Raw genomic sequence first — 23,893 nt, 5'->3', positions numbered from 1 at the left:
CGCCCGAGAGACTCAAGGTGAAGAGGGTAATTGTGATTAGACAATCCATCTAAACTTATTACCTATGGGCTGGCTTAAAGTGCCGACTGGAGTCTTACTTTAAGAAACCATAAGTCTAACCTTAGCTTATGGTCTTTTTAATTGTTTTTTATCAAACAATCACTCAGACCGGATTCTGGACTTTAAGTCTCAGCCCCATCCTGCTGGTCAGACTCAAACCTCAAGCCCCGACCCAAACTACTGGTCATACCTCCTTGAGTTTCCGCCCGTCCTGAAGATTAACTCTTCTGGGATTATGTTCTTCAATATCTCGCACAGCGTTTATGTCAGAGCCAACGATTAAGTCGGATGACTACTACTGCTCTCCGCCCGCCAAGGAGAAAGATACCTACGTTAATGAAATAAGCTTTGAGTCATTTCCTTCGAGAGGCTAGGGACTGCGCAGATGGTTTCCAATCCGGTCTGCTGCCCGTGGTCAAAGCTAAGTAATTTGGTCAGGACTATCTCGTCCTCCTATAGTGATAGTTTAGTCCCCACGACCCGCCAGCCTTACTCGTGAGCTCCTTGCTGCTGTTCTTTCGCCTTCCTATCTCGATTTTCAATGCCCTTGAGTGCCCCTTCCGGCATACTGTTAAACATGGCTTCAACTTCTTTTGGTCTGGTAATCTGCTCAGTGACAATAATATTCAGCAGTTTAAATAGACCATGTGCCAACTGTGGGTCGTCATCAATGCTAATCTCTCCCGGATGGACAGCCTGATTTCCAACTATACGACAGATGTCAGCGGCTCGCTGGACAAGCGGAGACAGCCCTTTAGCTACAAGGGACTTAATGTCCGTGTCGATATGCTTCCCCGGTTCGCCAAGGTGGACCATCAGCTTCTGAAGACTCAAGCGCAGGAGTGCAGCAGCACCTTTAGGAGACAGATTAATAATGCTTCTGGCTTCCATATAGTCGGACTTACAGTCTTCTGGCATATCTGTATTAGGCATTTCGATAGTAGAGCTTTGCGGGATAATTAGTTTATCATCATGCCAATAGGCCAATCCTTCGCAACGTGAACATATGCTTAAATCCATGTGCGCATTATAGCCATAACTACCATTTGAATAACTTAATGAAAACCATTCTTGCTTTGCGTAAGCCTCACAGTGTGGGCAATTAAAAGCCTCTTCACGATGCTCTGGTGCTGTGTATGGTACTGCCATTTATTCCAGTCCCCTTATAAACATCAGCCATTACTTTAACCAATCTGTCTACCTCGACCTCTTTAGCGTAACGGTCGTAAGTTATAGACCCTGAGCTATGACCCATAATCGCCTGAGCATACGCCAATTCGACCCCATGTTGTTTTAACTGGGTCGCAACAGTATGTCGAAACGAGTGGAACGCTAAGCCGCTACGGTCAGCGAGGACTTTAGGCAGCAACGTTCGGTTAAACCATTTGCTCACCTGCTCACCGTAACCGTTCTTCATTAAGCGCAGCCCCTCAAACAACATAGCATCATCGCCGGCAGCTTTCCTACGGCCCTCCACCAATTGCATAAAGTCAGCTAGGGCAAAACCATAAGCCCCATCGACCAGAGGCACACAGCGGTCACTGTGCGGATTCTTGATGCTCTTGCCTGATAAGCTGGTATCGTCCTCATTGATATGAATATACGGCGTCCCTGCTTCAGTGGTCTTGATGTCTTTGACCTGAAGTTGAGACACCTCATTGATTCGGGCTCCAGTAATGGACGCTATGGCTGGTACGAAGTAATGAAAAGGCTTACCAGAAGGTTTCCTTGAATAATCCTTTGCGGCATTAAGTAAAGCCACCACCTGCTCAGGATGGAAAGCACTTCTAGCGTCTGAAGCTTTACGCAGAGGGACCTTAAGCTCGAGACCTTCCGTTAGATTCTTTTTAATGAGGTCGTTACGCAGTGCCCATTTAAAGATTGCCGCCATCTTGACGAGATATTTGTTATTGATGGTCACGACATCCAAGCATTCAGAGGACCTATCGTCGATACTACGAGCCAATATTTTAGCCAACGATAATCCCTTAAATCGCTGCTTACGATTCTTTGGCAACAGCTGGAGGACTTCACGTACTCTATGCATGTCGGAACGAGTGGTCTCGCTTACATCGTTAATATCCAGATAGCCAAATATCTCAATAAGGGTCGCATGGGCTGCTCGGTTCTCGCTTAAAGTCGCAGGCTTCCAGTTCTGAATATTCTCCTGCTCGAATTGTTCGACCAGTGAAGACAATGAGATGACTTTAGGTGATGGGACTTCCGGTAATACAGATAGGGACGAGTGGACGACTGGAAGCGGCTCAAGGTAAGACAATAAGCTCGAACTGTCGCCTTTAAGTCTATCCTGACACGCCTTAAGTACAGCAATAACATCGTTGATATAACGGTGCTGACCTATGCTCAGGCTTTCGGTCGCAACAGCCTCTCGGAGATTTGTCTTGATGTCGTCATATTGGTCAAAATAAAGCTGGTACGACTCAGGGTTATTAAGGTCACGGCTGACCCCTAGCTCCCACTCGACGATTGTCCGCAAGTGCTCCCTCAGTTCTTCATAAGAGGCATTCGGGTTGTCTGCGTGGATTGCTTTAAGTGCCGACTGAATATGTCTGGAGCGAGCCATGGCTGTGCGTCTGTCCTTAGTTCGTAATGATACTGAGGTCAACTTATAACGCTGCGTAAGGTTCAAGCAAGCATGGACTCGGAGTCTGATATAAAAAACATTATTACGTTGGTAAAGGTATGTGTGGGAATAACTCATGTGCTGAGACCCTAGGTCTGCTCACCATATCAACACCATTTAGTCACAGTGTTAGTTACAGAGAGTAAAACTAATGGATGGCTTTAAGCCGTGTCCCTTAGGATTCAGTTAGTTAGGAAGCTTTAAGAAGTGTCTTGGAGCGGGTGAAGGGAATCGAACCCTCGTATGCAGCTTGGGAAGCTACCGTTCTACCATTGAACTACACCCGCTTCGATGTGTGGCTGGCATTATAACGGGTTACGCAGTACTAGCAAGGAATGCATCCAAATAATTGCTGAGGATTTAATCATTTAGCTCAAAAAACATAAAGGGGTCGCCTGTATCACAGGCGACCCCTTTGTTTATTAACAGCGCTTAAATGAAGAAGCGCATCTCATGCTTAATCGATGCCGTATCCTGTGCAATAAGCGGCTTACTCAATCGGCGTCAGCAGTTCGATATTCTTATTACCTAACTGTTTTGGACTGGTGATGACATTTTTGTCTTCACGGATCTTTTTGACATCGTCGGCGGTGACGGGTTCTTGCGCCATGTTGCCCCAGCTGGTGCGGATAAAGTTCACCACGTCGGCCACCTGCTGGTTGTTCAAACGCCAGCCGAAAGCAGGCATGGTGATGTTCGAAGGTGCACCGATAACGCCCGGCAATGTATTACCGGTCAGCACGATGTGGATGAGCGACGTTGGATCTTTCGCCAGCACCACCGGATTACCTTTCAGCTCTGGGAAGAAGCGCTTATAGCCAGTCCCATCGGTCTTATGACACGCGGCGCAGCTGTCAACATACACGGCGGCGCCGGGTTTGCTGTCGTCACCTTTCCACAGTGCTTTTGCCACGCTGTCGTCCGGCTTGAAGGCCGGTTTGCTGCTGTCTTTGGCATCCAGCGACTTAAGGTAGCGAGCGATTGCCGTGGCGTCTTCCGGCGTCAGGTACTGCAAGCTGTGTTTCACCACGTCGGTCATACCGCCAAATACGGCGGTGTGATCGTTACGGCCGGTGCGCAGGAACTGCACCAGATCGTCTTCGCTCCAGCGACCCAATCCATCCTGATTATCGCCACGCAGATTGCTGGCGGTCCAGCCATCAACAGGCGCCGCGCTGCCGGAGAGGAAGTTATTACCTTCGCCATTATTCATGGCTTTTTCCTGCATGGTGATGCTGCGCGGGGTGTGGCAAGCGCCGCAGTGGCCCAGGCCTTCAACCAGATAACGGCCGCGCGCAAGCTGCGAGTCTTCATCAAGTTTACCGGCGAAAGGCTGCACCTTCGGCGCGAAAGCGGTACGCCAGATAGCCAGAGGCCATCTCATAGAAAGCGGCCACGGAATATCGCTGTCGCGGTTAGGTTCGGCAACCGGCTCAACGCCGTGCATGAAGTAGGCATACAGCGCCTTCATATCTTCATCGCTCACTACGGAATAGGACGGGAACGGCATCGCCGGATACAGCGTCTGACCGTTTTTCGCCACGCCTTTACGCACTGCTTTTTCAAAATCTTCGAGCGTGTAGTCGCCGATGCCGTTGGTTTTATCCGGCGTGATGTTAGTGGAGTAAATAGCGCCTATCGGCGTGACCATTTTTAGCCCACCGGCAAACGGCTTGCCGCCCGCCGTGGTATGGCAGGCCACACAGTCACCGGCTCTCGCCAGATATTCACCGCGTTTAATCAGGTCCGCATTGGCGCTATCATCGGCCAGTGCAGCAAAGGCCACCGATCCCAGGAACAAAGCAGAAAGTAATGTTTTCATAGCGATATCCTTATGCCTGTACCAGTGGGCCTGGGTTTTTCAAATAGGTCTCACGGATTGCTTTTGCAGACCAGTAAGTCAATGCTGCCACCATGCCGGTTGGGTTATAACCCAGTCCCTGCGGGAAAGCGGAGGCACCCGGCACAAAGACGTTGTGCACGTCCCAGCTTTGCAAATAGCGGTTAACGGCGCTGGTTTTTGGATCTTCACCCATAACCGCCCCGCCGTTCATGTGGGTGGTCTGATAAACGGTGCTGTCGAAATGCGTATTGGCATTTTTAGGCGCACCGGTGATCAGTTTCGGGTTCATCGCTTCGGCGATTTTGTGCATTTTGTCGTACATGAATTGCGACATCTTCACGTCGTTTTCCTGCCAGTCAAAGGTCATGCGCAGCAGCGGCTGGCCGTAGACGTCTTTGTAGGTCGGATCGAGGTCAAGATAGTTTGCACGATAAGACTGATGCGCCCCGTGGGCGTCCATTGAAACGTTGTGGGTGTAAGCATCGGCCACCGCAGCCTTCCACTTGCTGCCCCAGTTTGGCGTGCCCGGAGGGGTTGGCAGGCCTGAAATTGGCTTGGAACCGGCCTGGTTTACCCAGAACGGTGAGCCGCCGACGAAGCCGTATTTGGCGTGGTCGAAGTTGTCGGCGTTGAAATCGTCGACACCCACACCGGCTCCACCGGCACCAATAAAGGTGTTAGTGAACTTGTCGGTCTCAAAAAAGGTTTTGATGGTGGTCAGGTTTTGGTACGCAAAGTTGCGGCCCACTACACCTTCGTTAGTCACTGGATCATAAGGTTTACCGATGCCAGAAAGCAGCATCAGGTGAACGTTGTGGAACTGGAATGCGGAGAGAATAACCAGATCAGCTGGCTGCTCAATCTGCTGGCCGAGCGCGTCCACGTAGGTCACACCGGTAGCGCGTTTTTTGTCACCGGTCAGGTTAACGCGCAGCACGTAGGCATTGTTGCGCAGCTCAAACTTCGACTCCTGACGCAGCGACGGCAAAATATTGACGTTCGGTGAAGCTTTGGAATACATGTAGCACGCATAGCCGCTGCAGTAGCCGCAGAAGTTGCACGGACCCATCTGTGCGCCGTAGGTATTGGTATACGGGCCGGAAGTGTTGGCAGACGGCAGGTCGTAAGGATGATACCCCACGGACTCCGCAGCCTGAGCAAACAGCTGAGCAGAATAGGTGCGTTTTTGTGCCGGAAGCGGAAAACGGTCGGAGCGGTCTGGCGCAAACGGATTTCCGCCTTTGTCTTTACCAACTAACTGACCTTTAATCGTCCACGGCGAACCGGAGGTACCAAACACTTTCTCGGCTTTGTCGAAGAACGGCTCCAGCTCGTTATAGTTAACGCCGAAGTCCTGAATGGTCATGCCCTCAGGAATAAATTTCTTGCCGTAGCGTTCTTCATAGTGGCTGCGCAGGTTTAATTCGACAGGATCCACCCGAAAATGTACGCCAGACCAGTGCAGACCTGCGCCACCGGTACCGGTTCCAGGAAGAAATGCATTAAGCTGGCGATAAGGCATGGCGGTCTGGGTCACGTTGTGACGAATAGTCACCGTGCTTTTCGACAAGTCCTGGAACAGCTTTTTACGGATGTTATAGGTCAGCTCATCCACTACCTGCGGATAGGCGCCGTCTGGATAGGTATCACGGCTCGGCCCACGTTCTAGGGCAACCACGCTCAAACCGGCTTCAGTCAGCTCTTTGGCCATAATTGAACCGGCCCAACCAAAACCGACGATGACTGCATCAACTTTCTTCATTGCTTTAGACATAATTACGCTCTTTCACCACTGATAGACACCGGCGGGAACGGATAACGTTCGCCGCGTTCAACCCAGTCCATAAAGTCTGCACGGGCACCGGGGAATCCGATGAGCTTCCAGCCGACCATCTGGTGATTGCCACCGTGGATCGGGTCACTGAAGAAGCCTTCACGGGTGTTTTGCAGCAGGAAAGAGAAGAAAACTTTGCTAGGAACCTGTTTGAACTCGGCTTTGCCGCTCTCAAATTCCATCAGTAGGGACTCTTGCTGCTCTGTCGTCAGCTCAGTGAATACCTTGCCGAATTTGGCTTTTGAAAAGTCATTGGCATCGCTGATACCCAGCTGATAAATCGCGAAAGGCCCCAGCGGCAACTGGTAACCAAAATCATGTTCGGCTTCAGGATGAAAAGGCCCCTGCATGTACCAATTGGCACCGGTGGCATAAGGCGTATCCATTTGACGGTCGATGAACTCAGGCACACCGGCTTCCAGCGCGCCAGGCCCACGATCGTCGGCCGGAATAAGCCGCGCGACTGCAGCCTGCACAAAGGCGTACTCTTCGGCGGTAAATTTGGTGGGGTGATAATCAGGGGCCTTCACAGCAGATGACGACTCGGACGGCTTTTGTTCACCGGCCTGAGCGGGCGCTGACATAGCCATGAAACCGGTTCCATTTAAAGCCACAGCGGGAGCAATTGCGATGGTTTTGAGAAGGAAGTCTCGACGGGAATTTCCAGTAGTTTTAGACGACATAGCGGGTGTTGAATAACCAAAATGTTGGGGAAATTTGTTATACGCCTATTACCAGCGTTATAAGTTGTTAATTCCTTCCTTACATATCAGGAAGAATATGTAAAAATTTTACCACAATGTTAATGAGTGTAATTGGCTATTGATGCCAATAAATGTTTCACCTTGTAAACTTACGCTTATAAATTACAAATAATACTGTAATTTTTACGCATAAATTTTAAGAAAAAAGTTAACGATGCAGCAGGATTTTCAAGATAAAAGTGAGGGGATTTAGCGTGATACGACAATATAGCGAAGAAAAGAATTCACCCCCTCCTTGGCAGGAGAGGGTGTAGCACGATTACTTCTGTGGGCGCATGGCCGGGAACAGAATAACGTCGCGGATGGTGTGGCTGTTGGTGAACAGCATAACCATACGGTCGATACCAATGCCGAGGCCGGCGGTTGGTGGCATACCGTGTTCCAGCGCGGTCACATAATCTTCGTCATAGAACATCGCTTCGTCATCGCCTGCGTCTTTCGCCGCAACCTGGTCAGCAAAGCGCTGAGCCTGATCTTCTGCGTCATTGAGCTCAGAGAAGCCGTTTCCGATTTCACGTCCGCCGATAAAGAACTCGAAGCGATCGGTCACTTCTGGATTCTCGTCGTTGCGGCGCGCCAGCGGAGAAACCTCAGCTGGGTATTCGGTAATGAAGGTCGGCTGAATCAATTGGCTTTCAGCGGTTTCTTCAAAGATTTCACACACGATACGGCCCAGACCCCAGCTCTTCTCGATTTTAATACCAAGAGATTCCGCGATAACCGTCGCCTTCGCCATGTCTGCCAGATCGGCTACGTTGGTTTCAGGACGATATTTAAGAATGGCTTCGGTCATGGTCAGCTTGGTAAACGGCTTACCGAAGTCGAAGGTTTGATCGCCATACTGCACAACGCTGCTGCCGAGAATAGTTTCGGTTAGCGTGCGGAACAAAGATTCTGTCAGCACGATCAGGTCGCGATAATCCGCATACGCCATATAGAGTTCCATCATGGTGAACTCTGGGTTATGACGCGGAGAAACGCCTTCGTTACGGAAGTTACGGTTGATCTCGAATACGCGGTCGAAGCCGCCCACCACCAAACGCTTAAGATACAGTTCTGGCGCGATACGCAGGTACATGTCGATGTCCAGCGCATTGTGGTGAGTGATAAACGGACGCGCAGAAGCACCGCCGGGAATAACCTGCATCATCGGCGTTTCAACTTCCATAAAGTCCTGCTCAACCATGAACTTGCGGATGCCAGCCATGATTTGTGAGCGGATTTTAAAGGTGTTGCGCGACTCGTCGTTAGCAATCAGATCAAGATAACGCTGACGATAACGGGTTTCCTGATCGGCAAGGCCGTGGAACTTGTCTGGCAACGGACGCAGCGCTTTGGTCAACAGACGCAGTTCAGTAACGTGGATAGAGAGTTCGCCGGTCTTGGTTTTGAACAGCTTACCGCGTGCACCAAGGATATCGCCCAGATCCCACTTCTTGAACTCTTCGTTGTACTGACCTTCAAGCAGGTCGTCACGCGAAACGTACAGCTGAATACGACCGCCAACGTCTTGCAAGGTGACGAAAGACGCTTTACCCATGATACGGCGGGTCATCATACGGCCACCCACGGTGACTTCGACGTTTAGCGCTTCCAGCTCTTCGTTTTCTTTGTTGCCATATTCAGCGTGCAGTGCATCAGAAATGCTATCACGACGGAAATCGTTCGGGAAAGCGATGCCTTTTTCACGCAAAAGGGCCAGCTTCTCACGACGCGCTTTCAGCTCGTTGTTAAGTTCCTGCACGTGTTCTGCGCCCTGTGGCTGCTGCCCAGATGGTTGTTGCTCAGACATTTCGGTTCCTTATAACCCGGCTTTCAAACTTGCTTCGATGAATTTATCCAGGTCGCCATCTAATACGGCCTGTGTATTGCGTGTTTCAACACCTGTGCGCAGGTCTTTGATACGTGAGTCATCCAGAACGTAGGAACGGATCTGGCTGCCCCAACCGATATCAGACTTGTTGTCTTCTGCCTGTTGTTTATCAGCATTTTTCTTTTGCATTTCATACTCATAAAGCTTGGCTTTCAGCTGCTTCATGGCCTGATCTTTGTTCTTATGCTGTGAACGGTCGTTCTGACACTGCACCACAATGTTGGTTGGCATATGTGTAATACGCACCGCAGATTCGGTTTTGTTGACGTGCTGACCACCGGCACCGGAGGCACGGTAAACGTCGATACGCAAATCTGACGGATTGATTTCGATGTCAATATCGTCGTCAACTTCAGGATAAACGAACACCGAACTGAAGGAGGTATGGCGACGACCGCCCGAGTCGAACGGGCTTTTACGTACCAGGCGATGCACGCCGGTTTCAGTACGCAGCCAGCCGAACGCATAGTCACCAATGATTTTGACGGTGGCCGATTTGGTGCCAGCAACGTCGCCATCAGATTCTTCAATGATTTCGGTTTTGAAGCCGCGAGAATCGGCCCAACGCAGGAACATACGCAGCAGCATGCTGGCCCAGTCCTGAGCCTCGGTGCCGCCGGAGCCTGCCTGGATATCCAGATAGCAGTCGGCACTGTCGTATTCGCCAGAGAACATACGACGGAATTCAAGCTGTTCAAGCTTGGTCATCAGCACGTCAAGCTCAGCTACGGCTTCATTAAATGTTTCTTCGTCTTCAGCTTCAATCGCCAACTCAAGCAGACCGGTCACATCTTCACGGCCCTGAGTCAACTCATCAATGGTATCGACAATGGCTTCCAGCGCCGAGCGCTCTTTGCCCAGCGCCTGCGCGCGTTCAGGTTCGTTCCATACGTCCGGCTGTTCCAGCTCGGCGTTTACTTCTTCGAGGCGTTCTTTCTTGGCATCATAGTCAAAGATACCCCCTAATAACCGCGGCCCTTTCGGCCAAGTCTTGAATGCGGTTTTTTACCGGATTAATTTCAAACATGATTTTTTCGCGTCTTACGTTGAGTCAAATCTGGCACAGCGCCATTCGAACCGCACATTCTAAAGGAATATGCGGCTGTTTTATAGCAAGTCGAGTGACAATTACACTAATGAAGAGATATTGCGTGACTTAGCGTGGCCACAGGTACTGGATCATCAGTTGAACGTTACGGTTACCGCGGTATTCGTTGATATCCAGCTTGTAGGCCAGTTGCACCTCGCGCACGCTGCTGTCGGGCCATAAAGTAGGGTCGATATTAAAGGCAATACCGTCCAGTAAAGGACCACCGCCTAGCGGTTCGATCATCAGTTTCAAATGCCGCTCTTTCAACAGTTTTTGCTGCAAAATACGGAAAGTGCCGTCGAATACCGGTTCTGGGAACGATTGCCCCCACGGCCCGCCCTCGCGAATCTGCTCGGCGGTTTCTATCGACATCTGCTGAGATGTCAGTTCGCCGTCAGACCATACCACGCCCTCAAGATAAGACGGGTCGAGCCATTCGCCCACCAGCTCGGCAAAAAGATCGCGGAACTGGTCAAATTTATCCGCTTCCAGCGAAAGACCCGCAGCCATGGCATGACCGCCAAACTTCATCATCAGCCCGGGATTAAGGGTATCAAGCCGCTCCAGCGCATCGCGCATGTGTAACCCATTAATTGACCGGCCCGAACCTTTGAGCACGCCATCACCGGCAGGGGCAAAGGCGATGACCGGACGATTGAAGCGTTCTTTCAAGCGCGAAGCCAGTATACCGACCACGCCCTGATGCCACTCGGGATGATACATCGCCAGTCCAAACGGCAGATTCTCAGTGCTTGTTTCTAACTTTTCGCATAAAGCCAGCGCTTCAACCTGCATTCCCTGCTCGATTTCCCTACGCATCAGATTCAGTGCGTCAAGGTCACCCGCCAAGGCCCGAGCCTGCGCCATGTCTTCGCTGAGCAGCAGCGCTACACCTACCGACATGTCGTCAAGCCGCCCCGCCGCATTGAGCCGTGGCCCAAGCGCAAAACCCAAGTCACTGGCGGTGAGCTGGCGTGCCTCGCGCCCTGCGACTTCGAGCAACGCGCGAACGCCTGGGCGGCACTTACCGGCGCGAATTCGGTTAAGCCCCTGATAAACAAGAATTCTATTGTTAGTATCCAGCGGCACCACGTCGGCGACAGTCCCCAACGCAACCAGATCCAACCATTCGGCCAAATTAGGCATCGGCAGTCCGCTCTGCTCAAACCAACCGCTTTCGCGCAGCGAGCTGCGCAGCGCAAGCATCAAATAAAACGCCACGCCAACGCCCGCCAGCGACTTGGACGGGAAAGCACAGCCGTGCAAATTAGGATTGATAATCGCTTCGGCAGCCGGCAGCGTTTCACCCGGCAAGTGGTGGTCAGTGATCAGTACCTGAATGCCCTTTTCATGTGCCAGCTCAACGCCCGCATGCGATGAAATACCGTTATCAACGGTGAGGATCAACTGTGCGCCGCGCGCCGCAGCCTGCTCAACCACTTCCGGACTTAGCCCGTAGCCGTCTTCAAAACGATTAGGCACCAGATATTTCACGCCGTCGTAGCCCATACTGCGCAGCGACAACACGGTCAGCGCCGTGCTGGTTGCACCGTCGGCGTCAAAATCCCCGACAATCATGATCTGTAGACGCTCAGTCAGCGCGTTTTGCAGCAGTTTTACGGCATCATCAATGCCGTCGAGCTGTTTATAGTCGAGCAAACCGCGCACGCCGCGCTCAAGTTCCTGACTCTGTTTTACTCCGCGCATGGCGTAAAGACGACGTAGCAAAGGGGGCAGGTCCGCGGGTAAATCGGCGCCTTCCTGTGCCTCACGACGGCGAAGCTGGGTCTTGACTGTCACGAAAATCAACCACCTATATAATTTTTGACGGCAGGGGTGTCATCCGACCGTCCGTTAAAGTCTTATGCTTTGATACCCAGCATGGCGGCCATTGCCTCAGGCGGTTGGTAGCCCGGAACCAGCGTTCCGTCTTCCAGCACCACGGCCGGTGTTCCCGTTACGCCAAGCTGTTGACCTAGCTCAAAGTGTTTGGAAATATCGACTTTGCTTTCAGCAGTTTTGGCAATAGGGGAAACGGCGTCGCCGCGCATTGCCTCATCCAGCGCCTTTTTGCGGTCGCCGGTGTTCCATATTGACTGCATCTCTTTTTCAGTGGGCGACCCCAAACCGGCGCGCGGGAAAGCAAGATAACGCACGGTAATGCCGAGATCATTATAGCCTTTCATTTGCTGATGCAGTTTGTGGCAATAGCCGCAGGTAATATCAGTGAATACCGTGATCACCCGCTGCTCTTTCGCCGCCTTGTAAACGATCATCTCATTTTGCAAGGCATTGAGTTTAGTGATCAATGCCTGATTGCTAAGATTAACCGGGCGCTCACCGCTCACGTCGTACAAAGGTCCCTGCAGCACATATTTACCGTCTTCACTGACGTAAATCACGCCCTGCGGAGTCGTTACCGCTTTTAAGCCTTTGATAGGTGAGGTGTTGACTTGCGCATTTTCAAGGCCAATCTTCTTGAAGGTGTTTTTCATGGCGGCATCGTCGGCGTGTGCTGCCTGAGTTAAACCTGCGGCCACCAGGGCCAGCATGAGTAGAGTTTTTTTCATCGTTACGTCCTTTGTTCTCCCTCGGATCAGGCACGAGGGTGATGTTGTTGATGTAGCTGCTTTAGACGCTCCGTTGCTACATGAGTATAAATTTGCGTGGTCGACAGGTCACTGTGGCCCAAAAGCATCTGCACGACACGTAAGTCTGCACCGTGGTTCAACAAATGAGTGGCAAAAGCGTGCCTTAACACGTGCGGCGACAGTCTTGCCGTATCGATACCGGCCAGCACCGCATAGTGTTTAATTCGGTGCCAAAAGGTCTGACGGGTCATTTTTTGACTGCGGTTGCTGGGGAAAACAATATCCAGTGACTGGCCGTTCATCAACCAAGGTCTGCCGTGCTCTAGATAGTTTTCCAGCCAATAGACAGCCTCTTCTCCCAACGGCACCAGCCGCTCCTTGTCACCCTTACCAATAACCCGCACCACGCCTTGGCGCAAACTAATATCGCTCAATGTCAGCCCCACCAGCTCGGAGACGCGTAGCCCGGTAGCATACAGCAGCTCGAGCATAGACTTATCTCGTAACTCTAGAGGAATATCTGTACTTGGGGCCGCGAGCAGCGATTCAACCTGCGCTTCACTGAGGTCTTTAGGCAACCGCTGTGGCAGTTTGGGCGACGAGAGCAGCGCCGTTGGGTCATCGTCACGCAGTGACTCGCGGTTCAAATATTGAAAGAAACGCCGCATCGCACTCAGCAACCGCGCAGAGCTGGTCGCCTTATAGCCGCCCTCGACCCGCTCGGCAAGGAAGGATTGCAGCTCAAGCGCCTGTACCTGAAGCAGGTCTGTCTCATGATGGTCCATCCACATCAGCAGCGACTTCAGGTCTAGGCGATAGGATGCCAGCGTGTTTTCGGCGAGGTTTCTTTCAAGCCACAGCGCATCGAGAAACTGTTCGACCAGCATGTGGGCATCGTCTGGTTTAGGCACATTCTCTCCTTTGTCCTGTTTCCAGGGTTGGCCGAGGGTGAAGGTAATACCCGCGCATTATGCCTTAATTTGGCACAAATCTGGTACACTGACCGCCATTCATTGATCGACTAAGTACGGCAGCAAGCATAATGAAGATTGGTCTTTTCTATGGTTCAAGCACCTGTTACACCGAGATGGCGGCTGAAAAAATCCGCGAAATCCTGGGTGAAGACTTGGTGGATCTGCACAACTTAAAGGATGTCGACCCTGCTAAAATGGAGGAGTACGACATTTTGATTCTGGGTATCCCCACCTGGGACTTCGGTGAAATTCAGGAAGACTGGGAAGCAGTATGGGAGAGGCTTTCGACCCTCAACCTGCGTGGAAAAATCGTTGCCATGTATGGTATGGGCGATCAACTGGGATACGGTGAATGGTTCCTGGATGCACTAGGCATGTTGTATGACCGCCTCTTGCCGCTTGGCGTACAGTTCATCGGATTTTGGCCAATCGAAGGCTTTGAGTTCACCAGCCCAAAACCGCTTAGTGCAGACGGTAAGCACTTTGTGGGCCTGGCGCTGGACGAAGTCAATCAGTTCGAGCTAAGCGAAGACCGCCTGCAAGAGTGGTGCGACCAGATTCTACTCGAGATGGACGCCCTGCTCTAAGCGTTCACGCAGGGTCTGCCCTCCGCCTTGTTACTCAGTAATTAGAGCGGAGGGTGATTTTTGACCGGTGTCGCATCGCGTTTTCCGGTAAGCAACACCTGCCTCAGATTACGCCACTCTTCCTCACTCATGCTGTCTGAAGCCAGCCAAAGCTTATTTTTTTTACCACGAAGCGCCTTAAACCAGCCACGCGGCGTGTGTTCTCTCTTGAGCGATAACAAAATACCACTGTCGATCATCCAAACCGGCTGTTTTATTTTCCACTCCTGCTTGCGCCATAGGAGTCTGTCCTGCGCCAGCAGGCTGATTTCGCCGTGACGTGCGCTGATACGACGCTGACTACGTATCGCCTGAGATACCACAATAACCAGTAAAACCAGCCAGATAACCCAATCTTCAGGCGGCCAGGGCGTAAGTAAGATCGCTAAAATTAGAATGCCATGAACTGCCAACGAGAAAAGCTGGCTACGCCACGACACCCTTAAATCACATTGCCACAGGGCCACGGTCTTTATTTCGCGTTTGAATCAGGTTAACCATACGCTTCAACTCCACATCGTCCGGCTCACCGTAATTCATTAACCAGTTAAACAAGTCGGGGTCGTCGCACTCCAGCAAGCGGGCAAATTGCTGTTTGTCTTCATCGCTCAGGGTATCGAACTCATAATTAAAGAACGGCATGATAGCCATATCGAGTTCTTTCATGCCGCGGCGGCAGGCCCAGTGGATGCGTGATTTGTTATTTATATCCATGGTGCTGATATCCATATAAAGGCTCTTTTTAACGGAATGGCTCATCATCGACGTAACTGTACTGAGGCGTTCATTTTTATCATTCAGCCTTGATTCTACCAGCCCAGTCTGTTCTCGCGTAACTATTCAGTGTAAGGATGTCACACGATGTTCATTTTTGGGTAACGTGCCGCAAAATAGCAGGTCGTGATGGTAACGACTAAGCAATCGATGCGAGACGTACCGTAAACAGTATCAATAAGTGTTTTCAAAGCGGGCCAGCTCTTTTACCATGCCTGTATACCTCCCTAAATCAGCAGCACAGGATTAGGAAATATCATGGCGTACAAGTATCCGTTCCCCCCGCAGAAACCTGCATCTTCATCGCATCTTCCACTGACTATTATGTCGTTGGAAGACTGGGCGCTGGTCACTGTGACCGGTGCTGACACGCTCAAATACCTGCAGGGTCAGGTCACTACCGACGTTGAGAAACTCGCGCCCGACTGCCACGTGCTTTGCGCGCACTGCGATGCCAAAGGCAAGATGTGGAGCAACATGCGTCTGTTCAAGCGCGGCGACGGCATGGCGTTTATTGAACGTCGCAACCTGCGCGACAACCAGATGCACGAAATGAAGAAGTATGCGGTGTTCTCAAAAATCACCTTCACCGCAGACGACGACGTCGTGCTGCTTGGCGTGGCCGGTTTTCAGGCCAGCGCGGCGCTGAAGAGTATTTTCTCAACGCTGCCGGATGCCACTAATCAGGTTGTTCAACAGGACGAATCGACTCTGTTGCACTTTGCCCTGCCTGCCGAGCGTTATCTGATTGTGACCAGCCCCGAGAAAGCACAGCAGATTACACAAGAAATTGGCGAACAGGCGCAGTTAAACGACAGCCAACAGTGGCTGGCGCTAGATATTGAAGCGGGTTTTCCGGTGATCGATACCGTTAACAGCGTGCAGTTTATCCCGCAGGCCACCAATATTCAGGCACTGGAAGGCATCAGCTTTACCAAAGGCTGCTATGCCGGTCAGGAGATGGTAGCACGTGCGAAATATCGCGGTGCCAACAAGCGCGCCCTTTATTGGCTGGCGGGCAAGTCAAGCAAAGTGCCTGCAGCGGGCGATGACCTTGAACTGCAACTGGGTGAAAACTGGCGTCGTACCGGCACCGTGCTGGCGGCCGTTCAGTTGGGAGATGGCTCAGTGTGGGTTCAGGCGGTGCTGAACAATGATTTGAATACCGACAACCTGCTTCGTGTGCGTGATGAAGCCGCAAGCTCTCTGCGCATTCAGCCGCTGCCTTATTCGTTGGAAGAAGAGAAGTAAGCAACACCGACCACTGACTACAATGAGTTTGAACATTGTGGTACTCCGACCCCCGCAGACAGAATAGAAAACGCCTTCTGCGGGGGTAATTAATTACCTCTACACAGGTTATTTACAGGGTGCGTGCATGTCCTTCGCGCCCATCTCACGCCAGACCCCGAATATACCGTCAGAACCCGGTGTATTCCCCACCGTCCACCAGCCGTTAAACCACTCTTTGCCCTGATAAGAGACTTTCACACAGGGTTTAGGATAGGTTTTTGAGCGATCCCACGCGGGTACTGTGCTGGTGACTTCGGGCTGTTGCGTCATGCTCACTGCACGAGTGGCATAGGCTCCCTTAACATCCGTTACCGTGACTTCAAAACTATAAAGGGTTTTTTGGCTCACGGCTGAAAGCTGCGCAGTTGACTGCAATTTATTAGGTGAAACGAGGGACACGGTCGGTCCTGCAACCTGCTTCCATCGGTAGATTAACTTTTCACCCTCTGGGTCATAACTGCCTGAAGCACTGAGGGTAATTTTCCCCGCACCCGTAAGGCTTGTCGGATTAACAGAGGCATGGGCAACAGGAAGTAAATTATCTGGCTCGCCCACGACGGCTTTTTCGACTTTCAAAACGAAATCATCAAAATGGACGTCTGACATTTCTCCGCTTTTTTTAGTAGCCTGAACCTGCACGGCTAACGTTGCGCTGTCCGCAGGCAACGCCATGACAATATGATTGTCTAACCACTTATTTTGAATACTTTGTGTATCAACCGCTTTTGTTTGCAGCGTACCGCCCTGCTTGTCGCGAGCAATAAGGCTTACCGTGCCGAAATCACCGTCTCCCCAGCTGTTACTTTTAAAGCTCAGTGTGGCCGTTGACTCTCCCTGGCTTACCGTTGCATTATCCAGGCGAATACTTTGGGTCATTTGGTCCTGGCGTGCATAATCTGCGGCACTGTCACTTAGGCGGGCGGTAAAGAAATAACCCCCCTGCGCAGGCTTGATTCCGTCCTGGGTTTTGACTACACGAAATTGCCCTTGATCAAGATGCCAATGTGATAGATCGCCGCTTTCAGCACTCGCATTTTGCAGTTTTGCCGAAAGCGGTTTTTCAACGCCTTGCGAAAGATCATAACGAATGTCGTTGTCTCTATTTTCCCAGATTGGAACGTTTAGCTTTTTAAGCTCGAGTGCGCTAAGGCTTTTCTTCGTCTGTTGGGTGATCGGCAGGCCCCATTTATCGAAGAAAGGCGTCAGGTCGTAGCCAGAAAGGCGGCTGGTTTCCAGAATAAAGCGCTGAACTTTTTCATCTGAGTTAGCAGGTTGCTGCTTTTGCGGTATTTCACGGTAAACCTTGCCAAGTCGGGCATAAAAATCACTGCCAAAGGTCAGATCAAGCTGCCAGAGCATCGCGACTTTGGTGAACAGGCTATCGAGATTGTGATAATCGCGTTTGGATTGATTCAGATAGGGGAAGACATCCTCATCCCAAAATCTGCCATATTCCAGCCTTGAGCCCATGCCCATTTCACGCTGGACGTAAAGTGAGGTCAAATTCACCACCACTTCGGTCATGTTGCCGCCCCCCGCCGACGTTCCCCAATCCATCGGGATCATCTGGAACTGATGTCCCAGTTCATGCCAGCCCCCCCAGCCTTCTTCGCTGGTCAGGAGTTTATTATCAACAACGTCTCCTATTGCGTCCTCGGTACAGGCTTGCATCCGCCACGAGCCCGAATTCATATACCCCCCGCAGTTGTTATTATTAGCCACGCCGGGCAAAGATATGCCGTCTAACCAGTGAAAGCGGTGACGAATACGCTGGTGCGGGCTGTTTGTATTTTCGTCGATCAAACCGTACTGATTTTCAGCAAACGTAACAATTTTGTCCCAATTTTTAAGCATCTCCTCAGGGCCTTTTGAGCCAATATATTTCACGGCTTTAGCGCGGCGCAAAGTGATCATCATTCGCTTACTGACTAATTCGACATAGGGAATATCGTTAAATTGACTCAGCATCTGCTGATAGTCTTGGGCGCTGTGCTGATTCAAAACAAAACGAGCAAAGGGTTTTGCACCTGAGCGGATGTTTATCTTGATATCACCGGTAATTGGAGCGTGATAATTAGCGATATAGATGATGCCGCTTTTTTCCGAAACGAGGGTATTGTCACCCTGTTTCAGCGCCTTTTTGAATGCGTGCTTATAGTGAGTGGTTCTGTCATCAGGTGTAGTAACAAAAAACGCCAAAGCAGGTGTTAGACTCCCCCCTTGATGGTTGACATTAATCTCCACGGTCTCGCCTTTTTCCACCCAGAAACCAGTGGATTGCAAAGGCGTTTGATCATGCCAGCGGTACTGTTTTTCGACCATGTTCGGTTCGCCAGGTTGGTCTAAAACAAATTGACGAGGAGATTCGACTGAGCCGCGCATCTGCGAGAGTGAGGATGAAGATTCTGCAGGCGTATTTGCAGCGACCGTGGCTGGGTAGAGACAAAATAACGAAACAGCCAGCGTCGAGTATTTGAATAAGGTCCGTTTAGACATAACTTCCTCTTTTATATTTATATTTTGAAATATATGGACACAAATATAAACGAGGTGATGTTCAGAACATTCCTGATTGAGCAGAGAATAATAGTTTAAAAATAGAGAAAGTTACCTACAAAGCACATGAGGCTCTGTAGGTAATCATCAGAAGGGATGTTTATCTAACGTACCTGTTTTATCTAACGTAATAGTAGATAGCCAGAAAGTGGCAGAAACATCCACCAAGCACAAAGCCGTGCCAGATTGCATGCCCAAATCGAATACGCTTCGAGGCATAAAAAATCACCCCCAGCGTGTAAATAATGCCCCCCGCAGCCAGCAGAATAACGCCGCCGTGAGAAAGCTTCATCGCCAGCTGATAAATCACAATCAGCGACAGCCAGCCCATGGTCAGGTAAATAACCAAAGACAACACTTCAAATCGGTGGGCAAATGCCAGCTTGAACACCACGCCGAAAGCGGCAATCGACCAGATAACGACCATTAATCCGTTTGCCAGCGGTGAATCCAAGCCCACCAGCAGGAACGGCGTGTAGGTGCCGGCGATCAGTAAATAAATGGCGCAATGGTCAAGTTTTTTAAGCCAATACTTGGCTTTTTCATGCGGGATCGCGTGATAAAGCGTGGATGCCAAAAACAGCAGGATCATGCTTCCGCCATAAAGGCTGTAGCTGGTAATAGCCATGGCGCCCGCATTGGCACCCACCGCCTGTACCAGTAAAAGCACAAGACCCACTATGCCAAAAACTACACCAACGCCGTGACTGAGGCTATTAGCAATTTCTTCCGCCCACGGATATCCCGGTGGTGATACTTTAACCATACGTTGAGACCCTCGAGACCAGAAAATACACAATTTAACTGCAACCGCACTGTATATGAGATCAATTCCAGTGTACACGTGTAAGCTTAAATATTGTATAAAGCGATGTAACGAGGGCTCAGCCATCTTTACAATCCACGGGATACTCATGCGATTCCCGGTTAAAAATTTTTAATGAATCGTGGCTTAGAACATGATTTTTTTGCCTTTTAGCCGTATCGTACTCAATACAATGCATTCAAAATGCAGGGTTAAAGGATTTTTCTGAAACAGCCGTCTCTAAATGACTAAGGTGTAATTATGTCCGTAGCCTCTCCGGCACTTAATTTCGGCCCGATGACCGAAGTTTTTCAATTTCTTATGGAAATCGATAAATTGAAAAGCGTGCAACGCCGTACCAAAGTGTTAGGTACACAGCGTCAGGAAAATTCGGCGGAGCACAGCTGGCATTTCGCCGTTGCGGCTATGAGCCTTGCGCCCTTCGCGGAAAAAGATGTCGATATCCAAAAAGTGATCCGCATGGCGCTGCTGCACGATATCGTCGAGATTGATGCGGGTGACGTACTGGTCTATGACCTGGCGGCACGCGAAGCCGTCCACTCAAAAGAAGTTGAAGCCGCTAATCGCCTGTTCGGCATGCTGCCCTCACCGCTGAATCAGCAGTTTCTGGCGCTGTGGAATGAGTACGAGGCGGGTGAAACGCCAGAAGCTCGCTTTGCGCTAGTCATCGATCGTGTTCTGCCGGTGGTGATGAATCTTAATAATAAGGGCCAGAGTTGGGTGGAGAACAACATTCGCCTGGAGCAGGTGCTTTCGCGCAATGCATTTATCAGCGAAGTGAATCCACTGCTTTGGGAACACCTGCTGGTGCATCTGAACAACGCCCACGAACAGGGCTGGCTGAAGTAGTTTTTTATGAGTCATAACCCTCCCGGACTGTAAAAATTCTGGGAGGGTTAATGATTTTTATTTAGGCAGACTCAGCGCGGTCTGCTCATTGTAAGGTTTCATGATTCCGTCAGCCTGCTTCTGCGCCTCGGCTGCTGCCGCTTCCGGCGTCAGTTTGGCATCGTTCATCAGAGCACCCAGCTGGTTTTCCATCGCCTGACGCACGGCAACAGTTTCATAGGTAGCATACCACGGCATCGCATACTTAAGCTGTTGCAGGGCAACTGCAGCCCGCGAATCTTTGGCAATATAGTCCTTCATCTCTGGCGTATCGTAAGACGCGATACGTGGTGAGAAGTAGCCGGTGAATCGACTCCAGCTGCCGTTCACTTTCGGGCTGACCAGATACTGCAGGAAGGTGTAGGCTGCTTTTTTCTGCGCGTCAGAAATGCCCTTGAAGCTGACCAGACTCGCTCCGCCGATAGTCACCGCATTGCGCACTTCCTTCGGCATCATCGCCACGCCTAGCTCGAAGTCTTTGGTATTTTCCCGCATAAAACCCAGCGCGCCGGTACTGAGCATGGTCATACCCAGTTTGCCTGAGAAAAACGCCGCACTGATTTGTTTCGAATTCAACACGCCTTCCGGCATCACTTTGTCGCGATACACCAAATTCTGCCAGAAACGCAGCGCGCCAATGGTCGAAGGCTGGTTGTAATATACTTCGCCCGGATAGTCGGCGTTGTAGTAATTACCGCCGTTGGCGCGAGTCAGTGCAGAAAGTATCCAGGCGCCGTAGTCATCATTGGTTGACGGCAGCATAACGCCCCACTGCCCTTTGGCCTGGTCGGTGAGTTTTTTGGCATCGGCCAGCAGTTCGGCCCAGTCGGCCGGTGGATGATCAATACCGGCCTTCTTGAACATGTCTTTGTTGTAATACAGAATCGGTGTCGAATTGTGGAACGGGATAGCGTAAGTCACGCCGTTAACTTGAGCATTTTGGCGCATCGCGGGCCAGAAGTTTTGAGTCAGGAACGGCGTCGCCTTTTCATTGCCGTATTGGAACAGTTCGTCCATCGGCAAAATTTCATTTTTAATCGCCAGATCGGCGGTAAAGTTGGCTGACATAATCACCAGCGCCGGTGGCTCGCCCGATTTTGCCGCAGCCTCGGCCTTCACCTTAGTAGTGTCGTAGTTGCCGGTGAAAATGCCGCGCACTTCCACGTCATTCTGCGACTGGTTGAACTCTTTAATGACCCGCGTCATTTCCATCGTCAGTTTGCCATCGACCGGCGCGGGGAACATAAAATCAATACTCTGCTTGGCTGATACGCCGCCGGCGGTCATCATCGTGACCGCCAAGGTGAGCGCCTTAATATTACGCATGCTGCATCTCCCGGTGTAAATTTAGCTGGTTTTGGCCTGAAAAAAGGTGAATGTCCTGCAAAGAAAAACTCAACGTAACCTGTTGATTAGCCTGTGGTGCATTGCCACGGTTTTCTCTCAGGTAACGCAGTGCGCCGAGCGAGGTTTGGGCATGATTGAGATAGTCCGCTCCCAGCAGTTCGCAGTAAGTCAGTGACGCGGTAAGCATAATTCGCCCGCTATCGTCGCCACTGCGTGGAGTAAAGCGGGCATCGTCTTCGATATGCTCGGGTCTGATGCCAAGATAAACCTCGGTCAACTGGCGTGCGTGGGCGGTATCGGGCAGGTGAACGGCCTGGTTATCGACCATCACCACGCCATCGCGGCAAGGCAGTTTGAAAATGTTCATCGCCGGTGTGCCAATAAATCCGGCAACGAACAGATTGGCCGGATGAGCGTACAGCGTTTGCGGCGCACCGATTTGCTGTAAATGACCGCCGTTAAGCACCGCAATGCGGTCAGCCATGGTCATGGCTTCCATCTGGTCGTGGGTCACGTAAACGGTGCTGGTTTTCAGCTGCTGGTGCAGTGTCATGATACCGTCGCGCACTTCGGTTCTCAGTCGTGCATCCAGATTCGACAGCGGTTCATCCATCAAAAAAAGTTTAGGGTCACGCACAATAGCCCGCGCCATCGCCACGCGCTGGCGCTGGCCGCCGGAAAGCTTGCCCGGCTTGCGGCCCAGCAGTTCACCTAACTGCAGCAGATCTGCCACTCTGTCTACCCGCGCCCGATGCTGCGACTTGGGTTCATTACGCATACGCATGCCGAAAGTAATGTTCTGCTCAACGGTCATGTGCGGAAAAAGCGCGTAGTTCTGGAAGATCATCGAAAAATTACGCTCGCGTGGCTCAAGGTCGGTGATGTCGCTTCCGGCCTGCAAAATACGCCCTTCGCTGACCTGTTCGAGACCGGCCAGCAGGCGCAGCAGCGTACTTTTCCCACATCCTGAAGGCCCCACCAGCACCAGAAATTCGCCGTCGGCGATTTCCAGCGACAGGTTATTGACCGCCATACTGCCTTCAAACTGTTTACTGACGTTCTCCAGACGAATGCTCGACATTATTTTTCATCCACCGGGCAACTGATATTGGCATCGTAAAGATACGGTCCCGGATACTGCGACAGCGGGTGTAAATAGCTGACCAAGCCAGTTTTATCCACCAGGCGATGCATCAGACAGGCGGCAGGTTCAAGGTTATAAAACGGTGCCGGATTCTCATGATAGTAAGGCACCTGATGCACCGTGCCCGGAATGGTAGTGATGATCGCCTGACGATATTGGGTGAAAATCAGCCGGTGGGTGTGACCACAGAAAACGCGACACAGCGACGGGAAACGTTCGATCAGCGCCAGCAGCTGGTCGCCGTTTTCACAGGCGATGCTGTCCATCTGCGCCGAGCCAAGCTTCATCGGCGGATGATGCATAAACACCGCCGTCGGTTTATCGCCGCCCTGCTCCAGCTGTGCCTCAAGCCAAGACAGCGTTTGTGGCGTTAACCACCCCTTTGATTCACCCGCCAGGCTGGAGTCGATAAACAGCAGGCGCATGTCGAAATCATCGACCGCATAGTGCATGTTTTGCGGATCCGTCCCCAACTGCGGGCACAGTGGCCCCATGGCTTCTAAAAACTGCGCTTTGTCATCGTGATTGCCCGGAATGATGTACAGCGGGTAACGCAGATTTCCCAGCGTATGGCGGGCAACCTGGTATTCGCTGGCCAGACCGCAGTTAACGATGTCACCGGTAATAACAACCGCATCCGGGCGTTCTTCCAGCGCATTGAGCTGGCTGACCACTTCAGCATTGCAGGCATTGACGTCGATAAAGTCATACAGTTTGCGGCCGTGGCTGCGAAAATGCATGTCGGAAATTTGAGCTAAAAACATGG

The 23,893-nt window shown here is 51.2% G+C and carries 20 protein-coding genes and 1 tRNA gene; 3 read left to right on the top strand and 18 right to left on the bottom strand.

The features are described from left to right. Window positions 1–549: 549 nt before the first annotated feature. The 11 genes from GA565_RS05040 to xerD all read right to left on the bottom strand — a co-directional run bounded on the left by GA565_RS05040 (window position 550) and on the right by xerD (window position 13,586). Complete coding sequence (locus GA565_RS05040; RefSeq protein WP_152197590.1) at window positions 550–1,209, bottom strand: DUF4145 domain-containing protein; 660 nt, start codon at window positions 1,207–1,209, stop codon at window positions 550–552. Then, window positions 1,175–2,782, bottom strand: coding sequence for a site-specific integrase (locus GA565_RS05035; protein ID WP_152197589.1), 1,608 nt, complete (start codon window positions 2,780–2,782; stop codon window positions 1,175–1,177). The genes GA565_RS05040 and GA565_RS05035 overlap by 35 nt, the downstream gene beginning before the upstream one ends. A gap of 135 nt (window positions 2,783–2,917) precedes the next feature. Further along, window positions 2,918–2,991: transfer RNA gene (locus GA565_RS05030), tRNA-Gly, on the bottom strand. Between the two features lie 203 nt (window positions 2,992–3,194). Then, complete coding sequence (locus GA565_RS05025) at window positions 3,195–4,526, bottom strand: cytochrome c (protein WP_152197588.1); 1,332 nt, start codon at window positions 4,524–4,526, stop codon at window positions 3,195–3,197. A gap of 10 nt (window positions 4,527–4,536) precedes the next feature. Then, a complete protein-coding gene (locus tag GA565_RS05020) occupies window positions 4,537–6,321 on the bottom strand; it encodes a GMC family oxidoreductase (RefSeq protein ID WP_152197587.1) in 1,785 nt (594 codons plus the stop codon). A 2-nt stretch (window positions 6,322–6,323) separates the two neighbouring features. After that, window positions 6,324–7,064 (bottom strand): gluconate 2-dehydrogenase subunit 3 family protein, encoded by a 741-nt coding sequence (locus tag GA565_RS05015; RefSeq protein WP_152197586.1) that lies wholly within the window; start codon window positions 7,062–7,064, stop codon window positions 6,324–6,326. 340 nt (window positions 7,065–7,404) lie between these two features. After that, on the bottom strand, window positions 7,405–8,937 hold the full coding sequence (gene lysS / locus GA565_RS05010; RefSeq protein ID WP_152197585.1) for a lysine--tRNA ligase: 1,533 nt from the start codon (window positions 8,935–8,937) through the stop codon (window positions 7,405–7,407). A gap of 9 nt (window positions 8,938–8,946) precedes the next feature. After that, window positions 8,947–10,045, bottom strand: a protein-coding gene (gene prfB, locus GA565_RS05005) for a peptide chain release factor 2 (RefSeq protein ID WP_152197584.1) whose coding sequence is annotated in 2 segments (ribosomal slippage) — window positions 8,947–9,969 and window positions 9,971–10,045 — 1,098 coding nt in all. Because the reading frame shifts where the segments join, the coding sequence is not laid out codon by codon here. A gap of 129 nt (window positions 10,046–10,174) precedes the next feature. Next, window positions 10,175–11,908, bottom strand: coding sequence for a single-stranded-DNA-specific exonuclease RecJ (gene recJ, locus GA565_RS05000; protein ID WP_152197583.1), 1,734 nt, complete (start codon window positions 11,906–11,908; stop codon window positions 10,175–10,177). A 62-nt stretch (window positions 11,909–11,970) separates the two neighbouring features. Beyond that, window positions 11,971–12,678, bottom strand: a complete 708-nt coding sequence (gene dsbC, locus GA565_RS04995) for a bifunctional protein-disulfide isomerase/oxidoreductase DsbC (protein WP_152197582.1) — start codon at window positions 12,676–12,678, stop codon at window positions 11,971–11,973. 26 nt (window positions 12,679–12,704) lie between these two features. Continuing rightward, window positions 12,705–13,586, bottom strand: coding sequence for a site-specific tyrosine recombinase XerD (xerD, locus tag GA565_RS04990; protein ID WP_152201317.1), 882 nt, complete (start codon window positions 13,584–13,586; stop codon window positions 12,705–12,707). 155 nt (window positions 13,587–13,741) lie between these two features. On the opposite strand from xerD, the gene fldB reads away from it, so the two are divergent. After that, on the top strand, window positions 13,742–14,260 hold the full coding sequence (gene fldB, locus GA565_RS04985) for a flavodoxin FldB (RefSeq protein ID WP_152197581.1): 519 nt from the start codon (window positions 13,742–13,744) through the stop codon (window positions 14,258–14,260). Between the two features lie 41 nt (window positions 14,261–14,301). Here the strand turns inward: fldB and GA565_RS04980 are convergent, their stop codons facing one another. Together GA565_RS04980 and sdhE are read right to left on the bottom strand one after the other, a co-directional pair. Further along, entirely contained in the window at window positions 14,302–14,739 is a 438-nt protein-coding gene (locus GA565_RS04980) for a protein YgfX (RefSeq protein WP_255474441.1), read from the bottom strand. Between the two features lie 7 nt (window positions 14,740–14,746). After that, window positions 14,747–15,013, bottom strand: coding sequence for an FAD assembly factor SdhE (gene sdhE, locus GA565_RS04975; protein ID WP_055773174.1), 267 nt, complete (start codon window positions 15,011–15,013; stop codon window positions 14,747–14,749). Window positions 15,014–15,331: 318 nt separating this feature from the next. Between sdhE and ygfZ the strand changes: the two genes are divergently transcribed. Beyond that, window positions 15,332–16,324 carry a tRNA-modifying protein YgfZ gene (gene ygfZ / locus GA565_RS04970; protein WP_152197579.1) on the top strand — a complete coding sequence of 331 codons (993 nt, stop codon included), beginning with the start codon at window positions 15,332–15,334 and terminating at the stop codon, window positions 16,322–16,324. A gap of 108 nt (window positions 16,325–16,432) precedes the next feature. Here ygfZ and GA565_RS04965 read toward each other — a convergent pair whose 3' ends face one another. Next, a complete protein-coding gene (locus tag GA565_RS04965) occupies window positions 16,433–18,862 on the bottom strand; it encodes a M60 family metallopeptidase (protein WP_152197578.1) in 2,430 nt (809 codons plus the stop codon). A gap of 178 nt (window positions 18,863–19,040) precedes the next feature. Continuing rightward, complete coding sequence (locus tag GA565_RS04960; RefSeq protein WP_152197577.1) at window positions 19,041–19,688, bottom strand: hemolysin III family protein; 648 nt, start codon at window positions 19,686–19,688, stop codon at window positions 19,041–19,043. Between the two features lie 300 nt (window positions 19,689–19,988). Between GA565_RS04960 and GA565_RS04955 the strand changes: the two genes are divergently transcribed. Continuing rightward, entirely contained in the window at window positions 19,989–20,597 is a 609-nt protein-coding gene (locus GA565_RS04955) for an HD family hydrolase (protein ID WP_055772684.1), read from the top strand. Window positions 20,598–20,654: 57 nt separating this feature from the next. Here GA565_RS04955 and GA565_RS04950 read toward each other — a convergent pair whose 3' ends face one another. From GA565_RS04950 to GA565_RS04940, 3 genes are read right to left on the bottom strand one after another with little or no spacing between them, the layout of a single operon-like run. Next, on the bottom strand, window positions 20,655–21,962 hold the full coding sequence (locus GA565_RS04950) for an ABC transporter substrate-binding protein (protein ID WP_152197576.1): 1,308 nt from the start codon (window positions 21,960–21,962) through the stop codon (window positions 20,655–20,657). Further along, on the bottom strand, window positions 21,955–23,064 hold the full coding sequence (locus GA565_RS04945; RefSeq protein ID WP_193311876.1) for an ABC transporter ATP-binding protein: 1,110 nt from the start codon (window positions 23,062–23,064) through the stop codon (window positions 21,955–21,957). Before GA565_RS04945 ends, GA565_RS04950 begins: the two co-directional genes overlap by 8 nt. Beyond that, window positions 23,064–23,891, bottom strand: coding sequence for a phosphodiesterase (locus GA565_RS04940; protein ID WP_152197574.1), 828 nt, complete (start codon window positions 23,889–23,891; stop codon window positions 23,064–23,066). The genes GA565_RS04945 and GA565_RS04940 overlap by 1 nt, the downstream gene beginning before the upstream one ends. Window positions 23,892–23,893: the final 2 nt, after the last annotated feature.

Source organism: Rouxiella sp. S1S-2 (genome assembly GCF_009208105.1).
GTDB lineage: Bacteria > Pseudomonadota > Gammaproteobacteria > Enterobacterales > Enterobacteriaceae > Rouxiella.
Note: the sequence above shows the minus strand (reverse complement) of the source record. Positions and strands in the feature narration are given on the sequence as shown.

Bases quoted from the DNA above. Each gene is read 5' to 3' on its own strand.
- GA565_RS05040 (WP_152197590.1), bottom strand. From the start codon at position 1,209: ATGGCAGTACCATACACAGCACCAGAGCATCGTGAAGAGGCTTTTAAT.
- GA565_RS05035 (WP_152197589.1), bottom strand. From the start codon at position 2,782: ATGAGTTATTCCCACACATACCTTTACCAACGTAATAATGTTTTTTAT.
- GA565_RS05025 (WP_152197588.1), bottom strand. From the start codon at position 4,526: ATGAAAACATTACTTTCTGCTTTGTTCCTGGGATCGGTGGCCTTTGCT.
- GA565_RS05020 (WP_152197587.1), bottom strand. From the start codon at position 6,321: ATGTCTAAAGCAATGAAGAAAGTTGATGCAGTCATCGTCGGTTTTGGT.
- GA565_RS05015 (WP_152197586.1), bottom strand. From the start codon at position 7,064: ATGTCGTCTAAAACTACTGGAAATTCCCGTCGAGACTTCCTTCTCAAA.
- lysS (WP_152197585.1), bottom strand. From the start codon at position 8,937: ATGTCTGAGCAACAACCATCTGGGCAGCAGCCACAGGGCGCAGAACAC.
- dsbC (WP_152197582.1), bottom strand. From the start codon at position 12,678: ATGAAAAAAACTCTACTCATGCTGGCCCTGGTGGCCGCAGGTTTAACT.
- xerD (WP_152201317.1), bottom strand. From the start codon at position 13,586: ATGCTGGTCGAACAGTTTCTCGATGCGCTGTGGCTTGAAAGAAACCTC.
- fldB (WP_152197581.1), top strand. From the start codon at position 13,742: ATGAAGATTGGTCTTTTCTATGGTTCAAGCACCTGTTACACCGAGATG.
- sdhE (WP_055773174.1), bottom strand. From the start codon at position 15,013: ATGGATATAAATAACAAATCACGCATCCACTGGGCCTGCCGCCGCGGC.
- ygfZ (WP_152197579.1), top strand. From the start codon at position 15,332: ATGGCGTACAAGTATCCGTTCCCCCCGCAGAAACCTGCATCTTCATCG.
- GA565_RS04965 (WP_152197578.1), bottom strand. From the start codon at position 18,862: ATGTCTAAACGGACCTTATTCAAATACTCGACGCTGGCTGTTTCGTTA.
- GA565_RS04960 (WP_152197577.1), bottom strand. From the start codon at position 19,688: ATGGTTAAAGTATCACCACCGGGATATCCGTGGGCGGAAGAAATTGCT.
- GA565_RS04955 (WP_055772684.1), top strand. From the start codon at position 19,989: ATGTCCGTAGCCTCTCCGGCACTTAATTTCGGCCCGATGACCGAAGTT.
- GA565_RS04950 (WP_152197576.1), bottom strand. From the start codon at position 21,962: ATGCGTAATATTAAGGCGCTCACCTTGGCGGTCACGATGATGACCGCC.
- GA565_RS04945 (WP_193311876.1), bottom strand. From the start codon at position 23,064: ATGTCGAGCATTCGTCTGGAGAACGTCAGTAAACAGTTTGAAGGCAGT.
- GA565_RS04940 (WP_152197574.1), bottom strand. From the start codon at position 23,891: ATGTTTTTAGCTCAAATTTCCGACATGCATTTTCGCAGCCACGGCCGC.